General features: G+C 58.0%; 27 protein-coding genes, 1 tRNA gene and 3 pseudogenes. 8 read left to right on the top strand and 23 right to left on the bottom strand.

The annotated features are described in order from the left end of the window. Position 1: 1 nt before the first annotated feature. The 16 genes and pseudogenes from NL112_RS20615 to NL112_RS20540 form a co-directional block, all read right to left on the bottom strand. Complete coding sequence (locus tag NL112_RS20615) at positions 2-589, bottom strand: DUF7437 domain-containing protein (protein WP_255152696.1); 588 nt, start codon at positions 587-589, stop codon at positions 2-4. Between the two features lie 57 nt (positions 590-646). Then, entirely contained in the window at positions 647-889 is a 243-nt protein-coding gene (locus NL112_RS20610; protein WP_255152694.1) for a hypothetical protein, read from the bottom strand. Positions 890-952: 63 nt separating this feature from the next. Further along, positions 953-1,891 (bottom strand): hypothetical protein, encoded by a 939-nt coding sequence (locus tag NL112_RS20605; RefSeq protein ID WP_434084204.1) that lies wholly within the window; start codon positions 1,889-1,891, stop codon positions 953-955. Continuing rightward, a complete protein-coding gene (locus NL112_RS20600; protein WP_255152950.1) occupies positions 1,888-2,616 on the bottom strand; it encodes a DUF8168 family protein in 729 nt (242 codons plus the stop codon). Before NL112_RS20600 ends, NL112_RS20605 begins: the two co-directional genes overlap by 4 nt. A 10-nt stretch (positions 2,617-2,626) precedes the next feature. Then, complete coding sequence (locus NL112_RS20595) at positions 2,627-3,493, bottom strand: hypothetical protein (protein WP_255152689.1); 867 nt, start codon at positions 3,491-3,493, stop codon at positions 2,627-2,629. A 318-nt stretch (positions 3,494-3,811) separates the two neighbouring features. Then, positions 3,812-5,221, bottom strand: coding sequence for a hypothetical protein (locus NL112_RS20590; RefSeq protein WP_255152687.1), 1,410 nt, complete (start codon positions 5,219-5,221; stop codon positions 3,812-3,814). A 157-nt stretch (positions 5,222-5,378) separates the two neighbouring features. Then, complete coding sequence (locus tag NL112_RS20585) at positions 5,379-5,909, bottom strand: hypothetical protein (protein WP_255152685.1); 531 nt, start codon at positions 5,907-5,909, stop codon at positions 5,379-5,381. A gap of 84 nt (positions 5,910-5,993) precedes the next feature. Further along, positions 5,994-6,245 (bottom strand): annotated as a pseudogene (locus tag NL112_RS22955) (DUF6166 domain-containing protein); the annotation flags it as partial. Between the two features lie 25 nt (positions 6,246-6,270). Then, positions 6,271-7,194 (bottom strand): DNA polymerase sliding clamp, encoded by a 924-nt coding sequence (locus NL112_RS20575; RefSeq protein WP_255152681.1) that lies wholly within the window; start codon positions 7,192-7,194, stop codon positions 6,271-6,273. 167 nt (positions 7,195-7,361) lie between these two features. After that, a complete protein-coding gene (locus tag NL112_RS20570) occupies positions 7,362-8,231 on the bottom strand; it encodes a hypothetical protein (RefSeq protein WP_255152680.1) in 870 nt (289 codons plus the stop codon). After that, complete coding sequence (locus NL112_RS20565; protein WP_255152679.1) at positions 8,228-9,178, bottom strand: winged helix-turn-helix domain-containing protein; 951 nt, start codon at positions 9,176-9,178, stop codon at positions 8,228-8,230. The genes NL112_RS20570 and NL112_RS20565 overlap by 4 nt, the downstream gene beginning before the upstream one ends. Positions 9,179-9,520: 342 nt before the next feature. Next, complete coding sequence (locus NL112_RS20560; protein ID WP_255152678.1) at positions 9,521-11,176, bottom strand: transposase; 1,656 nt, start codon at positions 11,174-11,176, stop codon at positions 9,521-9,523. Positions 11,177-11,269: 93 nt separating this feature from the next. Beyond that, positions 11,270-11,383: pseudogene (locus tag NL112_RS20555) on the bottom strand (DUF2080 family transposase-associated protein); the annotation flags it as partial. A 125-nt stretch (positions 11,384-11,508) separates the two neighbouring features. Continuing rightward, positions 11,509-12,522, bottom strand: coding sequence for a transcription initiation factor IIB (locus NL112_RS20550; protein ID WP_255152676.1), 1,014 nt, complete (start codon positions 12,520-12,522; stop codon positions 11,509-11,511). A 45-nt stretch (positions 12,523-12,567) separates the two neighbouring features. Then, positions 12,568-13,107 (bottom strand): hypothetical protein, encoded by a 540-nt coding sequence (locus NL112_RS20545; RefSeq protein ID WP_255152674.1) that lies wholly within the window; start codon positions 13,105-13,107, stop codon positions 12,568-12,570. Positions 13,108-13,188: 81 nt separating this feature from the next. Further along, positions 13,189-13,686 (bottom strand): DUF7995 family protein, encoded by a 498-nt coding sequence (locus tag NL112_RS20540; protein ID WP_255152672.1) that lies wholly within the window; start codon positions 13,684-13,686, stop codon positions 13,189-13,191. Positions 13,687-13,838: 152 nt separating this feature from the next. Here NL112_RS20540 and NL112_RS20535 point away from each other — a divergent pair, with 152 nt between their 5' ends. Next, positions 13,839-14,450, top strand: a complete 612-nt coding sequence (locus NL112_RS20535; RefSeq protein WP_255152671.1) for a hypothetical protein — start codon at positions 13,839-13,841, stop codon at positions 14,448-14,450. After that, complete coding sequence (locus NL112_RS20530; protein WP_255152670.1) at positions 14,443-15,270, top strand: nucleotidyl transferase AbiEii/AbiGii toxin family protein; 828 nt, start codon at positions 14,443-14,445, stop codon at positions 15,268-15,270. The genes NL112_RS20535 and NL112_RS20530 overlap by 8 nt, the downstream gene beginning before the upstream one ends. Before the next feature lie 38 nt (positions 15,271-15,308). Here the strand turns inward: NL112_RS20530 and NL112_RS20525 are convergent. The 3 genes and pseudogenes from NL112_RS20525 to NL112_RS20515 all read right to left on the bottom strand — a co-directional run bounded on the left by NL112_RS20525 (position 15,309) and on the right by NL112_RS20515 (position 16,471). Further along, positions 15,309-15,981 (bottom strand): annotated as a pseudogene (locus NL112_RS20525) (RNA polymerase subunit sigma-70). Between the two features lie 63 nt (positions 15,982-16,044). Continuing rightward, on the bottom strand, positions 16,045-16,338 hold the full coding sequence (locus NL112_RS20520; RefSeq protein WP_255152669.1) for a hypothetical protein: 294 nt from the start codon (positions 16,336-16,338) through the stop codon (positions 16,045-16,047). Positions 16,339-16,398: 60 nt separating this feature from the next. Continuing rightward, a tRNA-Gly gene (locus NL112_RS20515) sits at positions 16,399-16,471 on the bottom strand. Here NL112_RS20515 and NL112_RS22995 point away from each other — a divergent pair. Further along, a complete protein-coding gene (locus NL112_RS22995) occupies positions 16,446-16,700 on the top strand; it encodes a DUF7475 family protein (RefSeq protein ID WP_434084203.1) in 255 nt (84 codons plus the stop codon). The genes NL112_RS20515 and NL112_RS22995 overlap by 26 nt on opposite strands. Positions 16,701-16,772: 72 nt before the next feature. On the opposite strand, the gene NL112_RS20510 is transcribed toward NL112_RS22995, so the two are convergent. After that, a complete protein-coding gene (locus tag NL112_RS20510; protein ID WP_255152668.1) occupies positions 16,773-17,630 on the bottom strand; it encodes a DUF7847 domain-containing protein in 858 nt (285 codons plus the stop codon). Positions 17,631-17,787: 157 nt separating this feature from the next. Here NL112_RS20510 and NL112_RS20505 point away from each other — a divergent pair, with 157 nt between their 5' ends. Next, positions 17,788-18,348, top strand: coding sequence for a TATA-box-binding protein (locus NL112_RS20505; protein WP_255152667.1), 561 nt, complete (start codon positions 17,788-17,790; stop codon positions 18,346-18,348). An 83-nt stretch (positions 18,349-18,431) separates the two neighbouring features. After that, entirely contained in the window at positions 18,432-18,599 is a 168-nt protein-coding gene (locus NL112_RS20500) for a DUF1931 domain-containing protein (RefSeq protein WP_255152665.1), read from the top strand. A 99-nt stretch (positions 18,600-18,698) separates the two neighbouring features. Here the strand turns inward: NL112_RS20500 and NL112_RS20495 are convergent, their stop codons facing one another. The 3 genes from NL112_RS20495 to NL112_RS20485 all read right to left on the bottom strand — a co-directional run bounded on the left by NL112_RS20495 (position 18,699) and on the right by NL112_RS20485 (position 21,400). After that, positions 18,699-19,736 (bottom strand): sensor histidine kinase, encoded by a 1,038-nt coding sequence (locus NL112_RS20495; RefSeq protein ID WP_255152664.1) that lies wholly within the window; start codon positions 19,734-19,736, stop codon positions 18,699-18,701. 154 nt (positions 19,737-19,890) lie between these two features. After that, positions 19,891-20,547 carry a sensor histidine kinase gene (locus tag NL112_RS20490; protein WP_255152663.1) on the bottom strand — a complete coding sequence of 219 codons (657 nt, stop codon included), beginning with the start codon at positions 20,545-20,547 and terminating at the stop codon, positions 19,891-19,893. 538 nt (positions 20,548-21,085) lie between these two features. Continuing rightward, positions 21,086-21,400: a DUF7344 domain-containing protein gene (locus NL112_RS20485; RefSeq protein WP_255152661.1), complete on the bottom strand. Its 315-nt coding sequence runs from the start codon at positions 21,398-21,400 to the stop codon at positions 21,086-21,088. Between the two features lie 272 nt (positions 21,401-21,672). Here NL112_RS20485 and NL112_RS20480 point away from each other — a divergent pair, with 272 nt between their 5' ends. The 3 genes from NL112_RS20480 (at position 21,673) to NL112_RS20470 (ending at position 23,433) form a co-directional block, all read left to right on the top strand. Next, on the top strand, positions 21,673-22,308 hold the full coding sequence (locus tag NL112_RS20480; protein ID WP_255152659.1) for an RAD55 family ATPase: 636 nt from the start codon (positions 21,673-21,675) through the stop codon (positions 22,306-22,308). A gap of 110 nt (positions 22,309-22,418) precedes the next feature. Next, positions 22,419-22,793 (top strand): DUF7522 family protein, encoded by a 375-nt coding sequence (locus NL112_RS20475; protein WP_255152657.1) that lies wholly within the window; start codon positions 22,419-22,421, stop codon positions 22,791-22,793. 130 nt (positions 22,794-22,923) lie between these two features. Next, positions 22,924-23,433, top strand: a complete 510-nt coding sequence (locus NL112_RS20470; RefSeq protein ID WP_255152655.1) for a hypothetical protein — start codon at positions 22,924-22,926, stop codon at positions 23,431-23,433. The last annotated feature ends 120 nt before the right edge of the window (positions 23,434-23,553 follow it).

The raw sequence follows: 23,553 nt of genomic DNA, 5'->3' as shown, positions 1-23,553 counted from the left end.
CTCACTCCCCGCTACGTTCGTCGACTGCCGCGTCCAGTTCGTCGACGTCGGGGCTCTCTTCGAGATCGGGGTCGACATCCAGGAGCACGTCGCGCATCTCCTGCAGGATCGTCTCGGCTTCGAGCACGGGAAGGTCCTGCTCGCGCGCCATGATGCGGGCATTCATTCGGCCCTGGGCGTAGTCACGGGCGTACTCGAGAGCGGTCGCAAGGCCGCTGACACCGTGTCGGTCGAGAAACAGCTGAATGTTCTCGTTCGTCTCGCGTCGGGCGAGCGCGACGAACAGCGCCGGCGTAATCTGATAGGAGTCCTCGTCTGTCCCGACATGGAGGTCGATCCGGCGGGCCCGGTATCGATGCGGCTGGGTGTCCGTCACGCGCTCGAGAATGTCGCTCTCGACGAGGTGTTTCACGTCCTCGTATACGGTCGTCGTCGAACTATCGAGCCCTTCAGAGAGTTCCTCGACCGTCGGCGTATCGAGCGTGAGCACCCGGGCGTAGATCTTCGCATACCGCTGGTTCGTCACGACATCGGAGATAGCGAGCATCGCATCGAGTGGATGTGAACCCCGGGAAGCGGCGTTGGCCATGTATTTCATTTTCCGCGGATTCTATAAAACACTGTCGGCGGACCCCCTCCTCAAGAATTAATCGAGATCGTCGAGCTTCCGTTGGACACGGTCGTGGAGCCGTTGTGCGCCGCCGTCTGAGAGATCGACCTCAGTGTCGACCTCGATGCCAGGAACGTCGACGATGTCCTCCAGCGCATCGCTGAGGGTCTGTTGACCGTCTGCGAGGACACGTTCATCCGGCTCCTCGACCTGCCGGTCGTGTTCTTTCAGGGCCAGCTGAATCATCATGGCCGGTTTGCGGAGGAGTTCACCAGCCACCTCGATGTACTCTTGATAATTCTTGTTGGTAATACGACTTCTTTATCAATTGTTTGAATAGCATCAGAGATGATCAATTTGCCGTCCTCCACGAGCATGGCCGTCAGTTGTCTCTGCATGGTCGGGGACTGGGATGACGCGGAGTTCACCGAATCCCATCCGTGAGTGCGACCCGATCCGAGTGAGTCCATTCCGAGCGGTCTCTACCGGACGATCACCGAGATATTCAACCACTTGTCCGTGATCGATCGTCTCCAAGCGATATGGCTCACCGGACGCCAGTAGGCGCTCCTCTCGGAACCGGAGGTCACCACGATCTTCTGCCCACCACCGTGGGACAGCCACGTCGTTCGTACCGGGATAGTCACTGGCAGTCACGAACGGAGTAATTAACCGGATGAGATGGGCGTCGGCGTCATCCAGCCGGGAGTACTCGAGCGCCTCAAGTTCCACCACTCGAGTGTCTTTCAGCGTGGCCTCGCCGTAGCCGTAGGTGCGCTTGCCGCCGAACTGCACGTCCGAAAGGGTGGCCTCGCCCAGCGGGAGCGCCGCGGGGTCATCGGCATGGAGATACGCGTGGACGTACCAGCGCGTCGTTTGCGTTTCATTCCGGTGGTCCCTCGGGCGCCCCATAATCGTGCGACACGCCAGAGTCGGATGGCCGGCATCCGTTCGGAGTCCGTGTGTATTGAGCGCCTCTTGAGGGCAGGATTCGAGCAGCCAGCGATGATCCGGTTCTCGGTGAAGGAACAGGTCTTCGTACGCATTGACGTCGGGGAGGCCACCTCCGAGGTAGGGCTGGACGCCGGATTGACTGTGTTCCTCCGGGAACCGTCCGAACTGTCCCGGAACGAACATCCCATGCGAGGCATGGAGCGTTCGCGAGACGCTTGAGTCGAGCGATGGTCTCAGCGCGTGCAGGATAGCGTTTCCCGAGACGTAGTACGGGTGCCCGATGTAGTCCATCTCCAACTTCCAGAGTACCTGCTGAATCCGGGTCACTGTTCCCGCCTCCATCTGGTGAAGTCTTCGAGGTACTGTAGAGCTGTACTCCACGCCCAGATCCGCCGGAGGTTAGCATCCAGCGCCATGTCCCACTTGTCGTAGTCCGTGTTCAGTGGGTGGGCGGTAAGCCGGTTCCACGTCGAGGCCCACGAGCGCCACGGCTGACTTCCGAGCCGTGCTGAGGGTCGACTCCCATCGTGGGTGTCGATCCGGAGCGCGAACCGATCACCCGAGTACACAGTGCGGTGGGGAACGATTTCGTCGGCAGGGTCAGCGACCAGATGCAGGTCCTCGAACGAGAGGCCGGCACGGTAGGTGTCTGAGAGCGCCGCCACGAGAAGCGTATGATACTTCAGACTCGTGTAGGGGAATGCGACCGCCTCGTTGAACAGCGTCGCCACATCGCTGTGTAGCCAGCATTCATGCGCACTCTCGGCGTCGGCCACCGTCAACAGGTCCCGCACGTCGTTTTCGACAGCTGCTCGAGCTCGGCTGTCGGGTATGTACACCGGATCACCAGTCAGTAACGAGAGCCGGTGGTGTATCTCATGTGTCGGGACAACGGGATCGTGTCGACCCGGAGGGCGGGAGAGCGCCCCCGCGTCGGAATCGGCACCGTACGGGACGGCCCGGTTCACGGGGATCCCGGCGAACTCCTCGGGGGCGTCCGCGTGGGATTGCCCGTGGAATTTGTGCGCGTCGTGACGATAGACGTCGATCATTCTGGTCGCCTCATCCACCAGTTCGGCCCTCGATACGACTGCTAAGTGCTGAGCGGAACTCCGGGAGGTAATCCCGCTCCCACTGCTCGTCTTTGTCGGCCATCGCGGCAGTATCCTCCCCCCGCCGGTCGAAGACCCGCCGCAACTCTCGCTCGGTGTAGAGAGGATTGATGAGTTCACAGTCCACGATTCCACCACCGAAATTCCGGGCGCCGCCTAGCTGATGGAGAAAGTCCGTCTGATGTTCGCTCAAAAAGCGAACCGCTTCGGCCAGCAGCCCGACGAATGCCGGTTTCTGCTCTCGAAAGCACAGGTACCACGCGCCGTCGAGGTTCGCCACAGCATCCATCTCGACGACTCGGAGCGATTCGCGACCGTCATTTGGGTTCCGGGAGGCAATTTTCCGGGTCAGTCGTCGGTAGTGTCCCTCCGCTTGCCCACGAGTGTAGTCGACCTTGGATCGGACCGGGTTGAACTGGATGGGTCGACGCATGATCTTTCCCGGTCGGTTGCCGATTCCGCCGAACAGATCGAGAATCAGGCAACCGTCATCAACGCTGTCGAGACACGCTCCCTTCTCATGGTAGCCCGCCTCCAGGTCACGGCTGTACACCTCCTCCTTTCGGAAGTTCGCGTTCGCTTCGCCAGGGTGGCACGCCGTCGCCCCATGTTCCTGAACGACGCGTTCCATCCCGTGACGGAGCCACCCCGACAGCGAGAACGACGGGATGATACCGCCGATCTGGTTCTGCGGATCCGTTGGGTCGTAGTTGCCGTTTGAGGCGTGGTGACGATCCGTCAGGATGCTATCCCCGATGATCAAGAGGTCCGCTCGCAGCCGAACGAAGAACTCCGGATCGAGTTCTTCAGACGCCATCCGGGTCCTCCGACCACTCGGGTGATGACGGGTTAGCCCACGATCTCGGGATGTAGCCGTGTCGTTCGATGCGTCTGGCATACGAGCGCAACAGCGCGATCAATACGAGCTCGGGGACGCCGGCTCGTGACTGGATGGCGAGCCAGCACCTCAGATTTCGGTCAGCTTGGTCGATGCGGTGTGTTTCAGGGTTCATTTCGGTGACCTCGGGTGGCTCGTTATCGTATATAAGGGTCAAGAACTGGCAGGAGTCATCTCTATTCGTCGCGGGTAGCGACTTCGGAGAGCGCGGGGAAAACCCAACGTGGGGCAAAGGAGCTATTCTGGAGACTGTAACTCCGTGAGTTTGCGCTGAACCCGGTTGTTGAGTCTCTGGGCTTCCTGATCCGACAACTCCCCTTCGTCACCGACCTCAATCCCTGGAATATCGACGATGTCTTCGAGCGCATCGGACAGCGTCTGTTGGTCATCGGGGAGGACGCGGTCGCACTCGTCGTCGGTCTGACGGTCGTGCTCTCTTAGCGCCAACTGAATCATCATCGCTGGTTTTCGAAGTAGCTCCCCGGCGGTCTCAATATACTCCTGGTACGTATCCGACGCCAGCGAGCCCTCGTACGAATCGAGGAGTGCGATCAGTAGCGACAGCTGAAGATTATACACCGTCGGTCGTGACGGCGGCGAGGCGAGAGTCGTCGCCCGGTCGGCAGCGGCCTCGGCGTACGTCGCGGCCAGGCCCCAGTACTCATAGCAGGCGGCCACATCGAACGGAAGGACCTCGAAGTCGTAGGCGATGGCCCGGGTGCGGCGAATCGCCCGGTCGACGTCGACGAGTCGGTCGGCGATATCGTCGTAGATCGCCTTCCACCACTCGTTGATCGGCACACGATCGTTCGCCCGCTCATGAGTGGCGTCGGTCGCCCGCCCATAGTGCCGGCGCGTGTAGCGCCTCCCCGTATCGGGAACGACGGCACCAGTCTCGGGGAAGTAGAGGATGGGCTTCGCCCACAGCGTCTGCGTCCCGCGGAAGTCGTAACCGGTCTCGAACCCGCCGTACACGACCAAATCCGCCTCATCCGAGTCACCAACGCTCGTCACGCCGTCGGGGTCGTCATCGAACTCTGTGTCCCCACTCCCGGAGACGGTGTGCTCGAGGCCCGGACAGACAACGAACATCTTGAGGAGGCCACCCCAATCCCGGTAGCTCGCCCAGCCGAACGCCGCAGTCTCACCGCGCTGCTGGAGCGCACCGATGATGGGGAGATACGCCTCCTGTGGGTTGATGATCGAATATCTGTCCGAGGCGATCTGCCAGCGGAACTTGACGTCGTAGCCGAGGGCACACAGCGCCTTCCGCCGCTCGTCAACGATGTCCTGGTGATCACGGATTCGAACTAGCGGGTCCGACGACGCCCTCGTCGCAAGATCGCCGAGTGAACACCCCGCAGCGTCCTCGAGCGCGTCGACATCTAACCCGTGGATATCGCAGATCGCCTCGGTATCGACGGTTCCGTCCACGCCGACGAACTCGTTGGTCGCCCAGAGCTCTCCGGAACCGGCCTGCGGGAGCGTCGCGATGACGTCCTTCAGCGGCCGGGGATCGGGATCGAGACACCGAGCTTCCGATGAAACCGCATCGGGGTAGTCGCCTTGGTCGGCAGGAGTGAGGCCAGCAAAGGAGAGGGTCGTCTCACGGGCGAGCAGGTCTGCGACCGGAACGGTCGCCGCCATTGAGCGTGGCCCGTCGTCAGCGGTGGCTGTGTCTGGTTGTGGTGGTGTGGACATGATGATCGAAGGCGAACCGCGGCTCTCGATGAACGGAGAACTGAACTAGTCCGCCCCTCACCCGATTCAGGAACCTAAATCACCAAGGGCGAACAAGTCGCAGCTATCCAGAGGCGGTAATCGAAGGATCATCCTCGGCTGCTTCCTCGTTCCCGTCATCCTCGTCAGTGTCGTCAGTCACGAGCGTCTCCTGGTCGTCGTCGTACTGTGGAATGTACTCTTCTCCCCCGAACCACCGGACGAGCGTCGGTCGGAGATTCCGAATCGTCGTCGCCGTCGATTCGCCGACGTGGTCGACCGTCGTGAGCGAAGTCGCATAACAGGCCCAGGCGGCGAATTCGCCCATCGTCTCGAACTCCTCTCCAAGCGCTCGTTTGGCAGCCGACGAGGTGAGCCGTCCATGTGTCGAGAGCCACTGCTTGGAGAACGGCTCGGCCGCCGGGTCACGCTCGCCACGTCGGATCGCCTGGAGTCTGACCAGATTGCCGCGGGTGTTGCCTTTCTTCCAGAGGACATCATCATACCGGCGGATTAGCGCGAGTTCCTCGGCGTAGGAGATCGTGTCCATGTCGATGGATTCGATGTCGACGTCCGCAGGCTCTGGAGCGGTATTCTCCGGATACTCCCGGTGCATGTACTGCTCTCGATAGCCCGACTCGCGGAGGTCCTGGAGACGAACCGACCATTCATCGCCCGTGAGTTCCCGGCGGACGAAGTTCTCGGCGAAGAGATGGTAGTCGTCGACGGCGACTTCGAGTCCGAGTGTTGGCGCGAGCAGCGCGATGGCGAGTTGGCAAGCACGTTCGGGAGCCGCGTCCGGGCCCCAGTCGAAGCCGCCGGGCGACACTGGATGGACTGTGAGGTGCTTATCGAGGAGATCGTCGCCGGCGTAGACGAGACAGCCTCCGAGCGTTCGCTCGCCTCGATACCGTCGGGCTCGATTCGTCGACCGTGAGTAGCTTGTCTTCATGCGCGATGGATGCCGAGAACCGTGGTCACGTCTCGATCCGTGGCGCGAGCATCCGGGTCATTGACCCGTCCCCGTCGCCGAGATCGTACGAGAGCATCACCGGGAACTCGGTCCCGAAATCGATCCTCACAGCGGTTCCCGCGGGTGTCGTCCGGACGATTTTCTTCATGTAGTCCAGGCTGAACAGCGAGGACGCCTCCGCGAGGGTGACCGCCCCCCAGTCGTCGGCGTCAATCCGGAAGTCGACGCTATCCGTATCGCCCTCGGCATCGATCCGGAACACTTCCTCCTCGGGGTCCATTCGGAAGCCGACGTGGTCAGCAACCAGATCGGCCGCTTTCACCCCCTGGCGGAGCGTGTCGCGGTCGACGGTGACGCTCGCTGGTAGCTCCAGTTCGGGAAGCGTCGGTTCCGACCGAATCGTCGCCGGGTCCAGACAGGCCATCTGGAACTCGAGGCCAGTGACGGCCACGACCAGCTTCCGGCTCTCCGTGTCGAGGTGAAGTTGGACGAGGTCACCTTTGTTTGCGAGCGAGACCGCATCCCAGAGCCGGTCGAGGTCGACTCCAATGACGCCAGGCGTCGCCTCGTAGGACTTGAAGGCGCTCGCCGAGAGATCGAGGTCGTCCATCGCGACGTTCGCGGGATCGACCGCTCGGACGCGGAGGCCCGATTCGTCGATCTTCACGCGAGCCTCGTCGACAGTCGCCCTGAGTGCCCGCAGAATGTTCTTCAGTGGCTCCGACTGGATCGCCGCCCGGAACGTCTCCGGCGGACCTGTGGACGTCGGGTCGTCCGTCTCTTCGTGTTCGGACGGAGTGGGGGCTCCCTCGTCATCCGGTGCTTGGTCGGTCGTCGGTTCGTCTTGCTGGCTGGTCGCTGACGGATCGACAGGCGAATCCTCGCTCTCGTCGGTGTCAGCGCTCTCTGAGGTTGATTCTGTACTCATAGTTTGTGGTAAGAGCAGCCACTAGGAGTGGAGGATAAGAGTCTAATCGAAGATGAAGCAGATCGACTCTACCTCTCACTCGATCCCTTACGGGATGATAAATCTCGGCTATCGATCGCTAGCCCCGAGGTACGGTCCACAAGGACAAGACAACGGGCTACCAAGGGTCACTGGAGCCGAACAGTAGCCCCGTCGCACTCGAGAATATGCTTGTCGACCAAGCGATCAATAGCATCGTCGACTGCGTGCTTCTGGTCGTCCGAGAGCATTCTCACATTCGAGAGGACGTGCTCCCGGATTGCCTCGACATCGTCTATCCCATCATCAACAGCCCCCAGAACAGTATACTCGACCTCGAACTCCGTCGCGAAATCCGCGATACGGGACGTAAATGTGTTCGGAAGCCCTGACAGAGAATTGACCGCCATCTCGATAGTGAACAGCGGATGGGATCGGTCGCGGATCTGTCGTGCTTCAGTCGAGCCAGTGTTGAAGGGTCGCTGTTCGTCAATCTCGGTCAGAATCGACTCGTAGTCGAGCCCACGCTGGGCGTACTTTCGCATATCCTCGATATCGCGTCGTCGGCCACTCGCCAAGTCACCGCCGGAGACCGCTTTCAGTAAGAACATATCTTCGTCAGAGAGAATGAATGCCGTCGCAAAATTGCCGGACCAGAATATCTCAGCACGGTCGTGCATTCGATCGGTAATCCACACCTTCCCGACGACTTGCCGTTCGAAGAGATCCACCCGGAACCCACGCTCGTCATGCCGGAGTTCAACGGTTTTTCCCACACCCTCAAACGATTCCGTTGGTTCGTCGACCACCGCGAATTCCTGGGACTGCAGCGCCTGATAGACGTGTTCGAACTCGGAAACAACACCCAGGGCCAGGTCGATATCCTCGGTCTGATCTTTCAGCCCCCGTATCGTCATCGCGGACCCTCCAAGGAGGTACACGGTAACAGGCTCCGAGAGCCAGCTGTCGAACTCTTCGAGAAACGCCCTGATCGCCTCACCTCCTTTGAACACGGTCATGATACCTCGTACTGCTCTTTGAGGGCCATATATTCTGATTCACTCGGGAGGAAGACAGGGAAGTTGTCCGAGGCACCGAACTCTCCACGAAGCGGCCGGTACAATGCAGTCACCGTTGTCTCTAGGTCGTACCAGCGCGCGGTTTCTGTCAGCGTCTGCTGGTCGATATCCAACTTCTCGATCAAGAGCATGGAATAACTGACGCGGCGCGAACCACTGTCGAGGACGAGGGTATGGCAGACAACGTCGGTAGGCGTGAGTTCTTCATCGGGGGCATACCAGAACGCGGGTTCGCCAGCGAGGAAGAATTGTAGGCCGTATTCTTGAAATTTGGCGAGCCCAGTCAACTGCCATTCAGCGGCTGACTGCAGTGCGGTCGTATCATCGGACGTCTGTACACGGACGAGCGCCCGCTTCGAGTCGCACCACTCAACGGTCGCACTCGGGGCAATCTCCCGAACCCGCGATCGGTGGTCGTGGCGTACGACGGCACGAGCGAACTCGAGCAGCGGCGAGAGGTCGTCGCTCAACGCATACTCGGGACCGGACGGCGACAGCATCGCTCGATGCTTGAGTGGCGATAATGCGTTGTGGACGCCCTGACGAGTGATATCGAGTCGTTCTGCAATTTCGGAGGCACGGCGCGGTTCGTCGAGATACCAGCACACCCGGAGCGTAGCGGGCGAAAGAACCTCAGTCCAGTCAACGTGACCGAGCTTCGACCGGAGATCTCGATACGCTTCGACGACCGGGTGGTCGGTCGCTCGGACCCGACGCTGGTTGTGGGACGCTCGGGTTTCGGTCACCAGGCCCTCGGACTGCAGCTCGTCCAGTATCTCATAGAGATGGGGTTGAGAATACTCAGTCTCTCCTGCGAGTTCAGACGGAGTTGCTGTCCGGCCAGCACTCAGTGCGTCCAGTACAGCGAGTCCGGCCTTGGTGAGCATCGGTGTAAACTATAGTACTGAGTCGTATAAATACGTTTGTGGAATTTTGTTTACAGTCTGTTGAAGTAGTTCACACGCTCCTTGCTACTGCTCATAGAGAGCAAACTGCCGGAAGCCAATCGCACTCCGGGCAGAATGCGTCGTACACACCGAGTGTTTCGTCGAACTCCCACGATCCATCCGAACGGAACCGCACGCCTGCCCTGACGATAGCGTGAACGACCGAGTGACCACACTCTGGACAAGGGTTGCCCGGACGCCATCCGACTGTGGACGGGTCGAGCATAACCTCGATACGTTCCTCTCGACCAGTGATCTCGTCGGTAGTCATGGAAATCGTTCCTATTTTCGGCAGTAAACAGCAGTCCTCTTAACGAATTGAGAACAACTGTGTGTCGCTGGGCCTGACACGGAATTAGATTTACTGCTATTGTTTTTCGTCTCTGTCGGGGTGACAGCGGGCGCGATAAACGCCGACCCGCCACCAGCAGTCACATCTTGCTCCGACTGTTCGGTAAACACGATAGGTGCTTCACCGAACGCGAGACGCGAGCCAGCGGAACGGCTTGCTGGCACGATTTCAAAGCCCTCCGTATAGGAAGACGTGAAATCGTGGTCCAGCGTTGCCGAGTTGCTGAAGAACACGCGAGCCACGTTGACTGCACCAACGTAGTCCCGGTCGGCTTGGAACCCACACCGGGCGTTGTCACAGCGGAAATGCCCACCCCACCACACCTCAAACGAGTGGTCAGGAGACTTCGTAGTGTGGCCAGTCGCGCCACACCGTGGACACGACCGAGACGTGTTTCCCGGACGTACTCGCTTCATGTGCAGTCCGACGATGTCCGCCCGGTACTCGATTTTCGAGATTATCTCTCGCCGTGCCCATGAGGACAACTCCCACGAGAGTTGGCCTTCACCACGAGGCGGTGAGAGGCTCCGCAGGTCTTCGTGGATAATCGCATCAACGTCGTACACAAGAGCGAGTGCGAGGATTTGGTTTGCGACATCGTGAACGAGTTGTTCGCGCTTGTTCACGATTTTGTTGTTGACGCGCTCGTACTCTGCGTGGACGTATGTGAACGAGTCTGTGTGATCGAGTCCTTGTCGTCGCAGATACGCGAGTTTGGAGTTGAGTTGGTTGCGTTCCCGGGCAAGATTCTTCATCCGCTCGCGCTCAGTGTTCTGGATGAAATACGGGACGGAGAGTTGTTCTCCGTCTTCGGTCACGACGACTGCGGTGGCGTCTTTTCGGATACCGCCGTCAATCGCTAGAACGGTTTCAACGTCGTCGGGTTTCTCTGCGTGTTCGACTTCCACCGGGAACGAGAGTTCATAGTAGTCATCTCCTGTTTTGGTTCGTGTAGGTTGAAACGATGGGGCAGAGAGACTACCTTGTTCGAGAAGTTCGTGAAACGCTTCGTAGCCTTCCAGTTCGTGTTCCGTCCACGTCCAATCCCCTCGCGTTTCAGGTTCGACGGTATCGGGTGTTTTGAGTTTGACTGTGAGTGTCTGTGCGTCTTCGTCGTACTCGTATTTGACAGCCTGTCCACTTGTGTGGCCATCATCTGCGGAATACGGGAGGACGCCTTTCGAGTACGCGGGACACTCTTGCATCTCGAAGTACGATGCAGGCAATCGACCGTGGCGGTCGTAGTAAGAGTTGAGTTGCCCGATGAGCAAGTCAACATATCCTGATGTGAGGTATCCTTCAGCGCCCCAGAGTTGTTCTTTGATTCTACGGGTGTGAATGCGCCGAATCTTGTGGTCAGGGAGTACGGACTGGATGGACTGAAAGGCTTCGCGTTTGTCTGCGTGGCTCCGTAGTGTTTCTCCGACTTTCTGCATCACACACCGCTTGTACCGACTCGGGAGATACAGGTCAACGTCAGCGAATGCTTCGGCTTCATCAAAGTATGTCCACGCTTGATAGGAGTAGTCGTCAATCCCGGTGAGGTGTTCTGGCGTCCAGTATTGTTCGATAAGCGTGTTCGCCACGCGGGTTGTGAGTGTGTCCAATCGAGCGTGGCGCTCTCGCTCTTCGAATGGTAAGCAAATTGGGAGTGAGAGGTATGTGGACGCCATAGTGTGTTACTCGTTGTTTTCCGTTTCTTGTTGTTCGAGGCGGATAACTGCGACTGTCTCACCAATCCAGTCTTTGGGAACATGGACGTGTGCCCCACCACCAACGGGTTTTGCTTCTTTCTCAAGGGCTTCCCGCCCCTAGAACGTGAACTCAGCCATATCTATAATATATACTCAGTATCTATGGAGCGTTTGGATTCGATTGATATGAGAAGGCTGCTGTTCACTGCTGATTTTTGTAGCAGTCATGGAAGCCCCCGTTCGATTTCAGTTGAGGAATTGGAGGATTCAGCGGACCAGGCCGGTAACTCTCGATCCTGGAGATCCTGCCAGACGTGCTGGAGACTGACCTCAGAGATACGAGCGGCGGTGGCGAGCTGCTCTTGCGTTACGGCACCGAATCCCTCCAGTTCACGACCGGCGAAGTAGAGACAGCCAGCAGCGACACCGGCGGGTTTGCGCCCGTTCGCGAGGTCGATGACCGCGTCCGAATCGCACAGTTGTACCGCTCGCTCTCGAACCCGCTCTGACGCCTCGACCGAACTGGCGAGTCGTGGGAGATAGCCCGCAGGCATCGCCGGTGGAATCCGTAGCGACAGCTCGCGATTGAGCACCCCATACGCCAGCCGAACCTTACCGCGGTCGACCCGAGCCGCCTCAGCGACTTCGTCGAGAAAGCGTGGCAGTCGACGACGGCGACACACTGCGTACACCGCCGCACTCGCCATCGAGTCGAGGGATCGACCCCGAATCAGATCCTCGGACTGTGCCTCGCGAAACAGCTGACTCGCCTCCGCCTGGATACCCTCTGCGAGGTCGAGCGCCCCGCCGATCCGTCGAACCTCACCGAGTCCGTGTGCGAGATTCTGGTCAGCTTTACTCTCGAAGCGTGCTCGTCGATTCCAGCGGCGGAGTCGACGCAGGCGGGCCCGGGTCGCAGCCGAAAGCTCGCGACCGTGTCCGTCTCGGAACAAGCCGATCTTGGCAGAGATGCCCCAGTCGTGACGCATCGGCGTGACGGGGCCACCGACTCGGCGCCGTTCCGCCTCGTCATAGGGCGTCCACTCTGGACCGTGGTCAAGGCCGGCATCCTCTACGATCAGACCACAGTCGGGACAGTACGTCTCGGTGTCGTCGCTGACGAGCGGCACATCATCGCACTCTGGACAGCAGTTACGCTCGTTCGAAGGCGATTCGTCGACGAGGTCGACACGCTGGTCGGTCGGGACGGCGGCGTAGCTGGGTGAATCGAGGTACATTTTGGAAAGTGGCCCGGTGAGGGCCGAGGATCGATCTTCGGTCGGTCAGTCGAGGTTCTGGTCAGCGAGATCCGGCGGGAACGGTGGGTCAAACGTGTCGTGGAAGGCCAGACAGACCCGATCCTGCCAGGCAGCGTATTCGTCGGGAGGCGTCCGCTCGAACCGCTTCACGCCGAGGCCAGACTCGCGGGCGAAGGCCTCGAGATCGACCGCGTCGATGCTCGTGATGGCATCCGTCGCAGGCGTCGGCTCGGCTGCTGCGGGAAGCGGTCGCTCGATCCAGCCGTCGAAACAGCCGTCCGTTGAACTGATCACCACGACGCCGTCGGTCGCACCGACGAACAGCCGCGTCGTAATCCGAGCGAGGTTTCGATACAATCCAGGTGGAATCCCGAGCACCAACTGGTCGGTATCGATCATCTCGACCCGACCGTGCTCGATGACGCGTCCGTCGACCCGCCAGTGCTGGTAGTCGTCGAGCCAGCCACCGGTCTGGAGTCGGCCAACGGCGGCCTCTAGAAACGCGAGGGTTCGGTACTGAATATAGCCGGCAACCGTCGCGTAGAAGCTCACAGCCCCCTCCACGAGTCCTCGCGAGTGTCGAGGCCCACGTCCACTTCGAACGGGTGAGGACGGCTGGTTGAGCCGAGGCTCGCCACTGGCCGGTCAGTAGTGGACATCGGTGGGCACCACCCAGAGCGAATCGGAGTCCCGGTCCTCGACGTAGCGGTCGACTGCACTCCGGGAACGGAGCCCGGCGCCGTGCTCATCGTAGATCCAGACTGATGGGCCTGCGAACTGTCCGAGCCGATAGCAGTCGTACCGGGCGAGGTCGACATCGTCCATCACGTCGGCCGGTTCGAGCCTATCGAGCTTCTCATGAAGCGTCGCGACGGTTTCGATGAACCACGTTGCTTGTGCCTCGATTGCGTCGTCGAGGAGTTGTTCACCGGTCGCGGACGACAACCGATGGGCGGGATCGAGCCCACCGTAGCGAGGGTGGTCGCGATACCGGGCGGTCGATTCGTCGAGCGTCTTGTAGTAGTCGAACGCAGTACTCGCGCCCTCACCGATCCCGATCAATCGGTCGAGCGCGAATCGTGCGGCGCCGACCGCCTCTGTCGCGTCGGCTGCGGGGACGAGTACGCGTATGAGCATGTGCATGATCGCCGTTCCTCGCCCCCTTCGGGCAGATAAACTCGCGTTGTCTACCCCCAGACGTCAAGAGAAGAGGAGTAGTTCGGTTCAGTATATAACTATCTTCGATAGCCGAACGTTCGGTTAGATATATAAGTATAGGCAGTAACCTAGATAGTGTGCTGCTCGAAAAGCCGGCCCGTGAACGCGGGTTCAAGAAAGAGCGTCTCCACCGGACCCTCCTCAATCATCCTGACGGGGAGCTGAGCCGGTACGAGATTACGCAGCGGGCCAACGTCTCGAAAGGGTGGGCCTATGAGTACTTCGAGCAACTCGAGTCGGAAGGGTACATTCACAACGCAACCGTTCAGGATCCGGACGGGCTGTATCGTCACTGGCTCGAGACGCGAATCGAACCGAATGCAGTCCGGGTGTCGTTTCAACAGCCGCTGAATCAGATCCGTGAGGCTGATCTCGACTACGCACTCACTACCTATGAAGCCGAACAGGTCCACCAGGGGTTTCTCTTCAGTTCCTCGACCGACCTGTACGTCAGGGAGGACGATATCCCGACGTGGCTCACCATCATCGAGGAAAATGGCCTCATCGGCGGCGGCAATACGGAGTTCCGGGCGACCGACGAGCACGTCTTCTACAACACCCAAACCGTCGATGACGTCACGACCGTCTCGGTCCCACAGCTGATCGTCGATCTCCTCGATGAAGACGGGCCTGCGGCCGAAGCCGCAAACCGACTCATAGCCAGGTATCACGGAGAGGACGATGAGTAACGCTGACCGGAGCCAGTATGCCGAGGCCGTCACACGGCTCTCCGAACAGGAGCTCCAAGACGTCATCGCTGTCGCTGAGCCGCCGACGTGTTTGCTCGGTGGGTGGGCGGTCCATCTGCACGTGACGACCGGGGTTCAGGACGCACACGGACGCCCATACATCGGGTCGCGAGATATCGATCTCGGCATCCATATCGACCCCGAGTGGTCGGTCACAGACCTCCAAGCAGCACCAGTTGCAACGACACTCGAACGGATTGAGGCTGATCTCGGCTACAACCGTGGACGATTCGGATTCTACCAGCAGTTTCACCGCGAAACCGGTGACCGACTCTCTAATGAGGCCGCCCGAAGCCAACCAGCACACAATATCTTCCGGGTCGATATCGATATCATCCCAGATACGACGAGGCTCGATGAGTTCCAAGAGACGTTCGGCTTCCGGCCTCCTGCTGAACCGCTTCTTGCACCGGTGTTTGCAGACGACGAAGGAGAACCGCTCGGAGAGTATGTCTCGTGGACGACACCGGAAACAGCCCTGATTGCGCCTCCAACAGCGCTGGCAGCGATGAAAATCCGAGCGTTTCCAGAGCGTGATAAGAGCCACAAGCGACTGAAAGATCTTGCCGACCTCCACGCCCTCCTCTGGTACGTCGATGAGTATGGAGACATGCGCTCGGCTGTTCGTGACCGTGTTTCGAACGATGGCGTGGAGACGTTTCGAGCAGCGGTATCAGAAGGGCTCTATGAACAAACAGCGAGCCTCATCGGTGTCGATTCGAATATCGTCCAGCAGTCGATCGAGCAATTGTTCGTATAGACCGGAGTACGCCAATTCACCTCCTCGACGTAGGCCGATCAGTCGGGTTGTTCCGATTCGCGATAGGCCACGTCGAGATCAAGGTCGTCGTACATGCGATCGAGCATCGCCAGCGCCGACTGGAACTGCGCGTAGTGTTCGCACATGTAGGCGACGGTCTCGTCGCGCGGGACGACTGGGTAGCCGTCGACGTGGTCGATTTCGAGCGTTGGTCGCGGATCAAGGACGATCTGAAGCGGGTCATCGAGTCCGTCCCGCGGCTGTCGCTCGAACGCCGTGGGTAAGTCCGAACCGCTCGAAAAAGCCCTGCCACGCCTCGACATCCTGCTCTCGGATGGCGAGAAACAGCGGATAGTCATCCGGGTCGCGACCGACCTGATAGCCCCCTTGTGTCCAGACGTAGACCGCATCAATCCGGGCGAATGCGAACGGCCAGTCGCCGAACTGCGGGAGGACATACGCCTCCTCGATAGACGGCGGATTCACGGCGGCACTCGAGGCCAACAGGTCTCGTACCGCCTCACGGACGCATTCGTCGGTAACGAACAGACCGTCGTTGTACCGGAGAAACTCACCATCCTCTAGTTGCTTCACCGTCTGTCGAACCGTCTCGTATGGCGTCTGGAGGCGCTGGGCGACCCGTTGGATCGAATCTCCAGGGTCGACCGCAAGCACCACCCCGGCGGCAGTTTCGTCGAACGGTTCGTACATCTAGTAGATACCAATATCTCAGTATCAATCAAAGATATTACTATACCTTCGCTAGGGGAGGGCTCATCCAATCCGTTTGATCGAACCAAGTCCAGTGACTTCGGCAAGTCGATCTCTCATCTTCGCGTCGGTCATCGTCGTGGTCCACCGAAGAGTAATCCCGACGGTGATGACCGTAGCCGAAAGCTTCGGATCGATACGGTGTAGTTCATCAATCGTTACGTCATCGGCGTTTCCCGCCCGCGAGAGGCGTTCCTCGCCGTCGGTAACGAGATCACCGTCGGCGCCGCATGGGATACGGATCGTCACGACAGCAGTTGTCGTCGGTTCTGGGTCCTTGGGATTGGTTACCGCCATGATATCATCTCCGTTGAGGAGCACCTCACGGGCTAGTTGTTCCACGAATTGTGCTCTGAGTGCGCGAGGGACGATTCGAACGCCCGTCTCGGCCGTGGCACGACCGCATGCTGCCGAACTACACCACTCGCGCTCAAGGAAGAGAAGGAGAGAACAGCGCTATACAGGCTCGAACGTCTCGATTTCATCGATTACCTGCATCGGATGCTCTTATCACGATCCTCGCGTTCTTCGGCTGTCAAGAATTCAGCCCTGACGCATTCTTCCAACAGGGCAGCCTGAATCAGATGGCTGTGGTAGCGAAAGCCGTCGAACTTGTGCTTGCGGTGTGTGCCGGCTACCTGTATTCACAGAATCCGTAGAAGGATCTTCTTTTCGTCACCGACATCCACCTTCTCGATCAAACCTACGTAACCGCGTGTCGATCCGAAAGGTTAGGCTACTGCTTCCTGCATACTCGGCGGATCGCTGGTCGGATCGGTCGAGTCGAGTGTCCGGTAGAACGCCACCGAAAACACCATGAACAGGCTTCCCAGCAGCCCGAGGACGACGTACCCGAGGACAGTCAACGCCGCAGCAACTGGAAGTGCGACCTCGGGAAGCGGCAGATCCATAGGTGCATCCGTCATCTGCATGGACAACAGCATCGACGGAATACTACCTAATAATCCGAAGAACATCCCGCCCGCAAAGACGAGAACCGAGTAGCCGAACACCGACACCAAGTTCCGTCGCACCAGTCCGACGCTGTGCTTGAACCCGCCGATAGCAGACTTCCCATCAAGGACGATAGCCTGACCGTAAAACTGGACGAAAAACAGGGGACCGAACAGGAAGATCAGTGACACTCCCGTACCGATGAGAAACATCGCAATAAACGCCGGACTTGCCGTCCCCGACACCCCACCCGATGCGATGCCGAGCCCTGCTATCAAGACGAGGCTGACGATGCTTCCAATAATCCAGAGGAGGATCATTCCACCGAGTAACAACAGATACGCACCAAGCAGCGATATGTAGTACTGTTTGCCAGTTTCAACGAACGTATCGAACGTTGTTGTGCCGGACAGTGCTTCGTCAGCCATGCCGATCAACCCGCCGAACACGAAGGGTGCGACAATCACTGTGACAACGGTGAAGCCGAGTCCGAGAACTGCTGAAACCAGCGGATCTGCCAATTGTCCGAACTGGGTTGGCATCTGAAGCAGCGTAACGACGAGGACGATGCCAGCGATTATCGGATTTCTTCGAAGGGCACGGCTCGCAGACTGGAGGGCTTGGACGACAGCCATAGCTCATATCACCGAGGTCGATGACGAAAAGCATTACCGACGATAAAATCGGATTTTCAGTTACTAGGGTTCCGAATAACTGCGGTATGCCCTGAGAAGTAGTCGAGAAGTACGCCGCCCGATTTTATAACCTATTCCTGAGTAGGGCAGCCAGCGAATGGCTGCTCCAGTAGAATCCCTCCAAATCGAGAACGTCGTTACCTCGACCGGGATCGACCAAGAACTGGACCTGGACGTCCTTGTCGACGATCTGGATAACTCCGAGTACAACCGCGACCAGTTCCCCGGTCTGATATACCGCAGTCAAAGCCCTGCTGCCACCTCGCTCTTGTTCCGGTCCGGTACAATCGTCAGTACCGGTGCTTCAAGCCGTGCTGCAAGCAGAGAGGCGGTGACACAGCTCTTCGAAGAGCTTCGGAGTCTTGGAATGGATGTGCCGGCAGAGCCCGAGCTCACGGTTCAGAACGTGGTGAGCAGCGGCGACCTCGGACAAGACCTCAACCTGAACGCAGTCGCCATCGGCTTGGGACTGGAACACGTCGAATATGAACCTGAGCAGTTCCCCGGCTTGGTCTACCGTCTTGACGATATGGATACGGTAGCTCTGTTGTTCGGCAGCGGCAGAGTCGTTATCACCGGTGCTGTTAGTGTTGAGGAAGCTGAAGAAACTGTTACCAAGGTTCATTCAGAGCTGACCGATCTTGAGCTCATGGATTGAATTCTCAGTAGAGGTAGCGAATCAGACCTGTAAACCCGGAATATGAATATTTATCGGGAGTGCTGTCACTATACACGTCCTGTATGGCAGACCTTGTTGTCCAATCCCAGGTCCGTGAAGCACTTGACGAGAACAACGTATCTGCTGACTTCTTCGAGGCACTTGACGACGAAGTCGCTGAACTTTTGGAGGATGCTGTCCGCCGAGCTGAGGCCAACGACCGGAAAACGGTCCAGCCACGCGACCTCTAAATAGACTAATTCAGCCTCGTTTAGACGCGGAGAGGTAGCAGATTCTTTTCCGCTGATGACGATACGAATTCTCAGCTCAGTTAGACTGTGTGTTCAGCATTATATGGGCTCGACACCGGTGATCTCGAATCGCGCTCCACCATTCGTTCCATCCGTGTGCTGGATTTGCCAACCGTGTGCGTCGGCTATCTGCTTGGCGATATTCAACCCCTGTCCTGTTCCGGTACATGTCGTCGAATTACCTGCCTCGAATATCTGGGCGCGGGCAGTCGGTGGAATACCCGTCCCGTCGTCTTCGACGTAGAACCCATCCTCTAGGTCCCCCACGGTCACGGTAACAGCCTCTCCACCGTGTTCGACGGCGTTTCGAATGAGATTTTCCAGTAGCTGTCGGAGACGACTCCGATCCGCCAGCAGCCACTGGTCAGTATCGGTCACGAGGGTTGCATCGGCTGTCGGAACAGTTTGCCAGCAAGTCTCGGCAAGGGAAGCCAGTGGAACGGGCTCCATTTCGGACACCTGTTGACCGACTCGTGACAGCGTCAGCAGATCGTCTATCAGTGCTTCCATTCGGTCGTGTGCACCGACCACGTCGTCGAGATGGTCGCTTTCACACTCTTCCTGTGCCAGGTGGACCTGAGCCTGTGCCACGTTCAGTGGATTCCGGAGATCGTGGCTGATGATACTGGCGAACTCTTCGAGACGTTCGTTCGTGGCTTTGAGCTGCTGTTCTCGCTCTTTTTGGGCGGAAATATCACGTGTGTTGACGACGTAATATCCGCTGGGTGTGGGATTTCCCGATGCGACGGATTCGACCCACTTGTACGTCCCATCAGCCTGTTCGTGCCGGTACTCGACCGCCTTCACGGTAGAATCATCACTGGTGACGATGGTCCGAAACGCGGTCATAACTCGCTCGCGGTCGTCCGGATGGAAGTACTCGGCAACCTGTTCGTCTACGAGTTTCTCCTGCTCAAATCCATAAATACGCTGGATCGCAGGACTCTCGTACTGAATAATGCCCTTCTCATTGAGGACAGTAAGGAGATTCGTCGAGTGTAACGGCAGCACATCAAGCGCAACCCCCGGTTCGGAACTCGGAGAAGAAGAGATGTTTGCGCCGCAGTTGTTATCCATACGATTCTGTTCCAGCGATCATGTATGATTCTTGCCCCGAGTTGTTGACCTCTGATATCGACGCATCAGCGCAGGCTGTGCAGTTCGAATTAATGTGTTGTCTGTATTGACCGAAGTCTGGGAGTTGATTAGCCAAAAACAAGGAGTAGTTGTTTTAAGCGGGAGCGGCTTTCGGCAGCGTGATTCGGACGATCGAACCGGTGGGCTCGTTGTCGATAATACGGAGTTCGCCGCCGGACTCGATGATTGCAGCTCTCACCACCCACAACCCGATCCCTTGGGAGTGAAACAACGGTTTCTCCTCACCCAACTCTACGACTTCTCGTTCTACCTCTGGGATTCCAGATCCATTATCCGCTATATCTAAGTCGATTGTGCCTTCAGCATCTGATTGAACTGAAATCCAGATCTGCGGGTTCTTGGAGTCGTTGTGCTTGACAGCATTCTCCAATAACTCATCTATCGCAGTATCTATCTGGTTGTGAGCGCGGACAACACGTTCACCTGTAACCTGTTGATGCACCTCCACATCCGGGTACTCCTCTTTGAGGCTCTCAACACAATTATTGAGTAGTGAAACCAGGTCAACGGGTTCCACCGCATTCTCTCCGTTAAGAACAATGTTTCGTAGATGCCTTGATTTCTCACTTAACTCGATTAAGCTGTCGACGTTCTCCTTGATGATTTGGATTTTCTTGTCATCGGATAACATTTCGTAGTCCTCCAGTAGTTTGACGTGTCCTTTGACGACGTTGCAGGAGTTCCGTAGATTGTGGCGGAGAATCCTGTGTAAGACCTCGATCTGCTGCAACGCTGTTCCACCTGGCTGTTCTGTTCGGCTAACTCTGCCTCCCGGCGAGACATCAAGACGTAGATGAGGAGAGAGGAGGCAGCGACGAACGCCCAGCCTTTCCCTGTTTGAAGCTGCGTATACAACTCTTGGTCTGCTACCAGTACTGCGAGTAATCTGTCGGAAAATGCGATCCAGCCTCCGCTAACCACAGCATAGATAACTGTGATACTGAATGCTGACAACGCGTCAAACCCGTGGCTGTTTCGCGTCTGATTCATGTCTTTCGTAGACAAATTCAGCTGGAAGCATAATACATGGTACCAAGTTACGGAGTCTGTCCGTCTGCGAACCCTTGTCATTAGACATGCTGGTAGAATCCGTCAGTAGCTGTGAATGACGTGTCTAGGAATAAGTCGCTCTTTTTGGATCACTCCAACTGGTAGATGCGTTTCTGGTAGCGTGATGGATCCTGAACGTGTATTTACCGCTGAGGTCCATCTGGATAGAAGCTGATCAGATCGATATCTGTATCGGAAGTCGGTGGAGCGGTGCTCACCTACAACCAGTCGTCAGGGAGTTCGTCCGAATACTTCTCAATGAGCTCCAGAACCGGTTTGATTTCTTCGAAATTTGGACCTTTTGTGATAACGTTGTTCTCTCGATCGTAGTCGATGAGCCCCTTATCCTCCAGCTCAGGTAGGTGATAGTGCCGAAAATCAAGAAGGAGCTCCAACTCCTCGTCTTTCGGTTTCGGTTCATCGTCGTCGACAGGCGTATCGTCTTGGGGATTCGCGTAAAGTAACTCTACTAACAGCCGTCGCTGTGGGCGGTGGGACAACGCACCCAGCTGTGTGCCGAGCGTGCTAACCATAGTCAATCTCGTTATTGCTCCCATATAAATGCCATATATTTTCATAATGTTTCTGAAATTGTTGGGACTTTCTTGGAGTCGTGTGATTTCGCATAGATGTACCGGCCTTTCTATACCTGGGTGCATCTGGTGACCTTGACGGAGCTTGAAGAGGTACTAATGGTTGAAACGTGGCCTATCCCGTGATGAAGGCCTCCTATCCGGAGCCTTACGTCACGAGACGGATGCTTCCAATGGGATGATATACAGGTCTGGGACGCACACAGATCGGTATGGTGCCATCGACACGACGCTACTCGACAGGGTTGCCGTTTCTCGATCGGTGTATCGATGGTGGGCTCCCAGCAGGGTCGCTCCTCGCCATCGTCGCGCCATCACACTCGCAAAGCGAACTCCTCCTCAAACAACTGGTCCAGACCCGGCGAACCACGTTCGTGTCAACGTATCGTCCCCCGGATGAGGTCGAGCGATGGGCTGAGTCCAGTTCGACGTCCATCGACGACTTCACAGTCACCCAGCGGGATGTGTCGGCCCTTCTCGAGGAGTTTCCGGAGTCTGTAGACCCGATCCCGGCCGAGTCGTTCGTCATTCTCGACCGCACGACATCCCTCGAAACCGAATCACGGGACTCCTATCTAGCCTTTCTCGACGCGTTCAAACGCGAACTCGACCGGACCGAGAGCACTGGTATCCTTCACTGCCCGACTTCGACCGCTCCACCGGCTCGACGAGACCTCACGCTCAGTCGAGCCGACCAGGTCTGGCAGCTGGAACTTCTGACGCTGTCCCGTGAAATCAAACACCGGCTGCTGGTAACCAAATCGCGGTACTCCCGGGCGAGTCGGGAGCCCATTGATCTCCTGTTGACTGACCGAGTACAGATTGACACCAGTCGCCGGATCGCCTAACTCGATCGGTCCTACGTCCCGAAGATGACTGTCAGGATCGGTAGAGGTGTCGCCCCATCAATACTATATACAGCCAATAGATAACACGGGAATAGGAGATGGCGACACACATGGCGTCCCGCCTCGAGGAATTCTTCACACAGCAGGCGGGCGAGCACCTCCGGAGCATCGTTAAATACGAACACTCCACGTTCGAACTGGTGTATCTCCGGGAGGACATCGACGATCAGTATACGGATCGCGAGATCGAACGAGCGATCGATGACTCACGGATGGAATCACTGTCGACCTCTTTCTACGGTAATCTCTTCTCCGAGGGTCACGGCGACCTGACCTGTCACGTGAAGTGCTTCGAGAACGTCGTCGAGATGAATTTCGTTCTCGCCGATGGTGTCGGCGCTGTCGTTGCGCTCGATGCCGATGCGATGAGTGAAGCCCATGGGCTTGTCGCCGACGCCCGCGAGATCGTCCTCGAAGAACGGTGAGACCGCACGCGGCGAGTCCAATACCCACAACTGTCCTGCCACGGGAGACATGTCCATAGCGCCATTACACGGGTTACCAGAATCGAGAACAGTCGTAGAAATTTATGATTCTCGGTCGTTACAACTATGTATGGCTCAGGATTCGAGATCGGGGAGTGACTCGATTTTCCTGACGCGACGGCTCAGAGAACGGAGTGCACTCGTTGTCTCCACCGTGATGTTGATGGCGCTTCTGAACGCCCTGTTCGCCGCCTGGAACACACTCGGCGTTCAGGTAACCGTCTACGATCTGCATCTGATGGTGTGGGCGTTCCTCGTTGTGGGAGCCGCAACCTTGGCGTACTACTCGTACAAGCAGACGCCGAGTGCAGTCCTCGGGGTCGGGTGCTACGTGCTGGCCGTTCAGGTGCTACTGAAACCTGTTATCCTGTACGGGTCACAGCTTGCCGCCGGACGGCAGGCAGCTGTCGCGGAAGGGTCCAGCCTCTTCCTCGGCGGAGCGATCGGACTCTTCCTCTGGGTCCCTGTGGCAGTCGTTCTCGCCGCACTCCTGATCCTTGTCGGCCGGTTCTTCCACGTTCGAGATGAACGGGTTCGGCTGCGGAGCTGGCGTGACACCCTGTATGCCGCTGACGACTGATGGTGACCTCCGCACACCTACTGAACGGCTAGTTCGTCGTTTTGCGGATTGAAATGAACGATGGCGGGCTGCTGATTACACTCGCTCTATGCAGCACGCTATCCTGACAGCTACTGAGGA

Origin of the sequence: Halorarius halobius, from assembly GCF_024298865.1 — an archaeon.
Classification (GTDB): domain Archaea; phylum Halobacteriota; class Halobacteria; order Halobacteriales; family Haloarculaceae; genus Halorarius; species Halorarius halobius.
The sequence above is the reverse complement of the archived record's forward strand: the minus strand, read 5'-3'. Positions and strand labels throughout refer to the sequence as shown.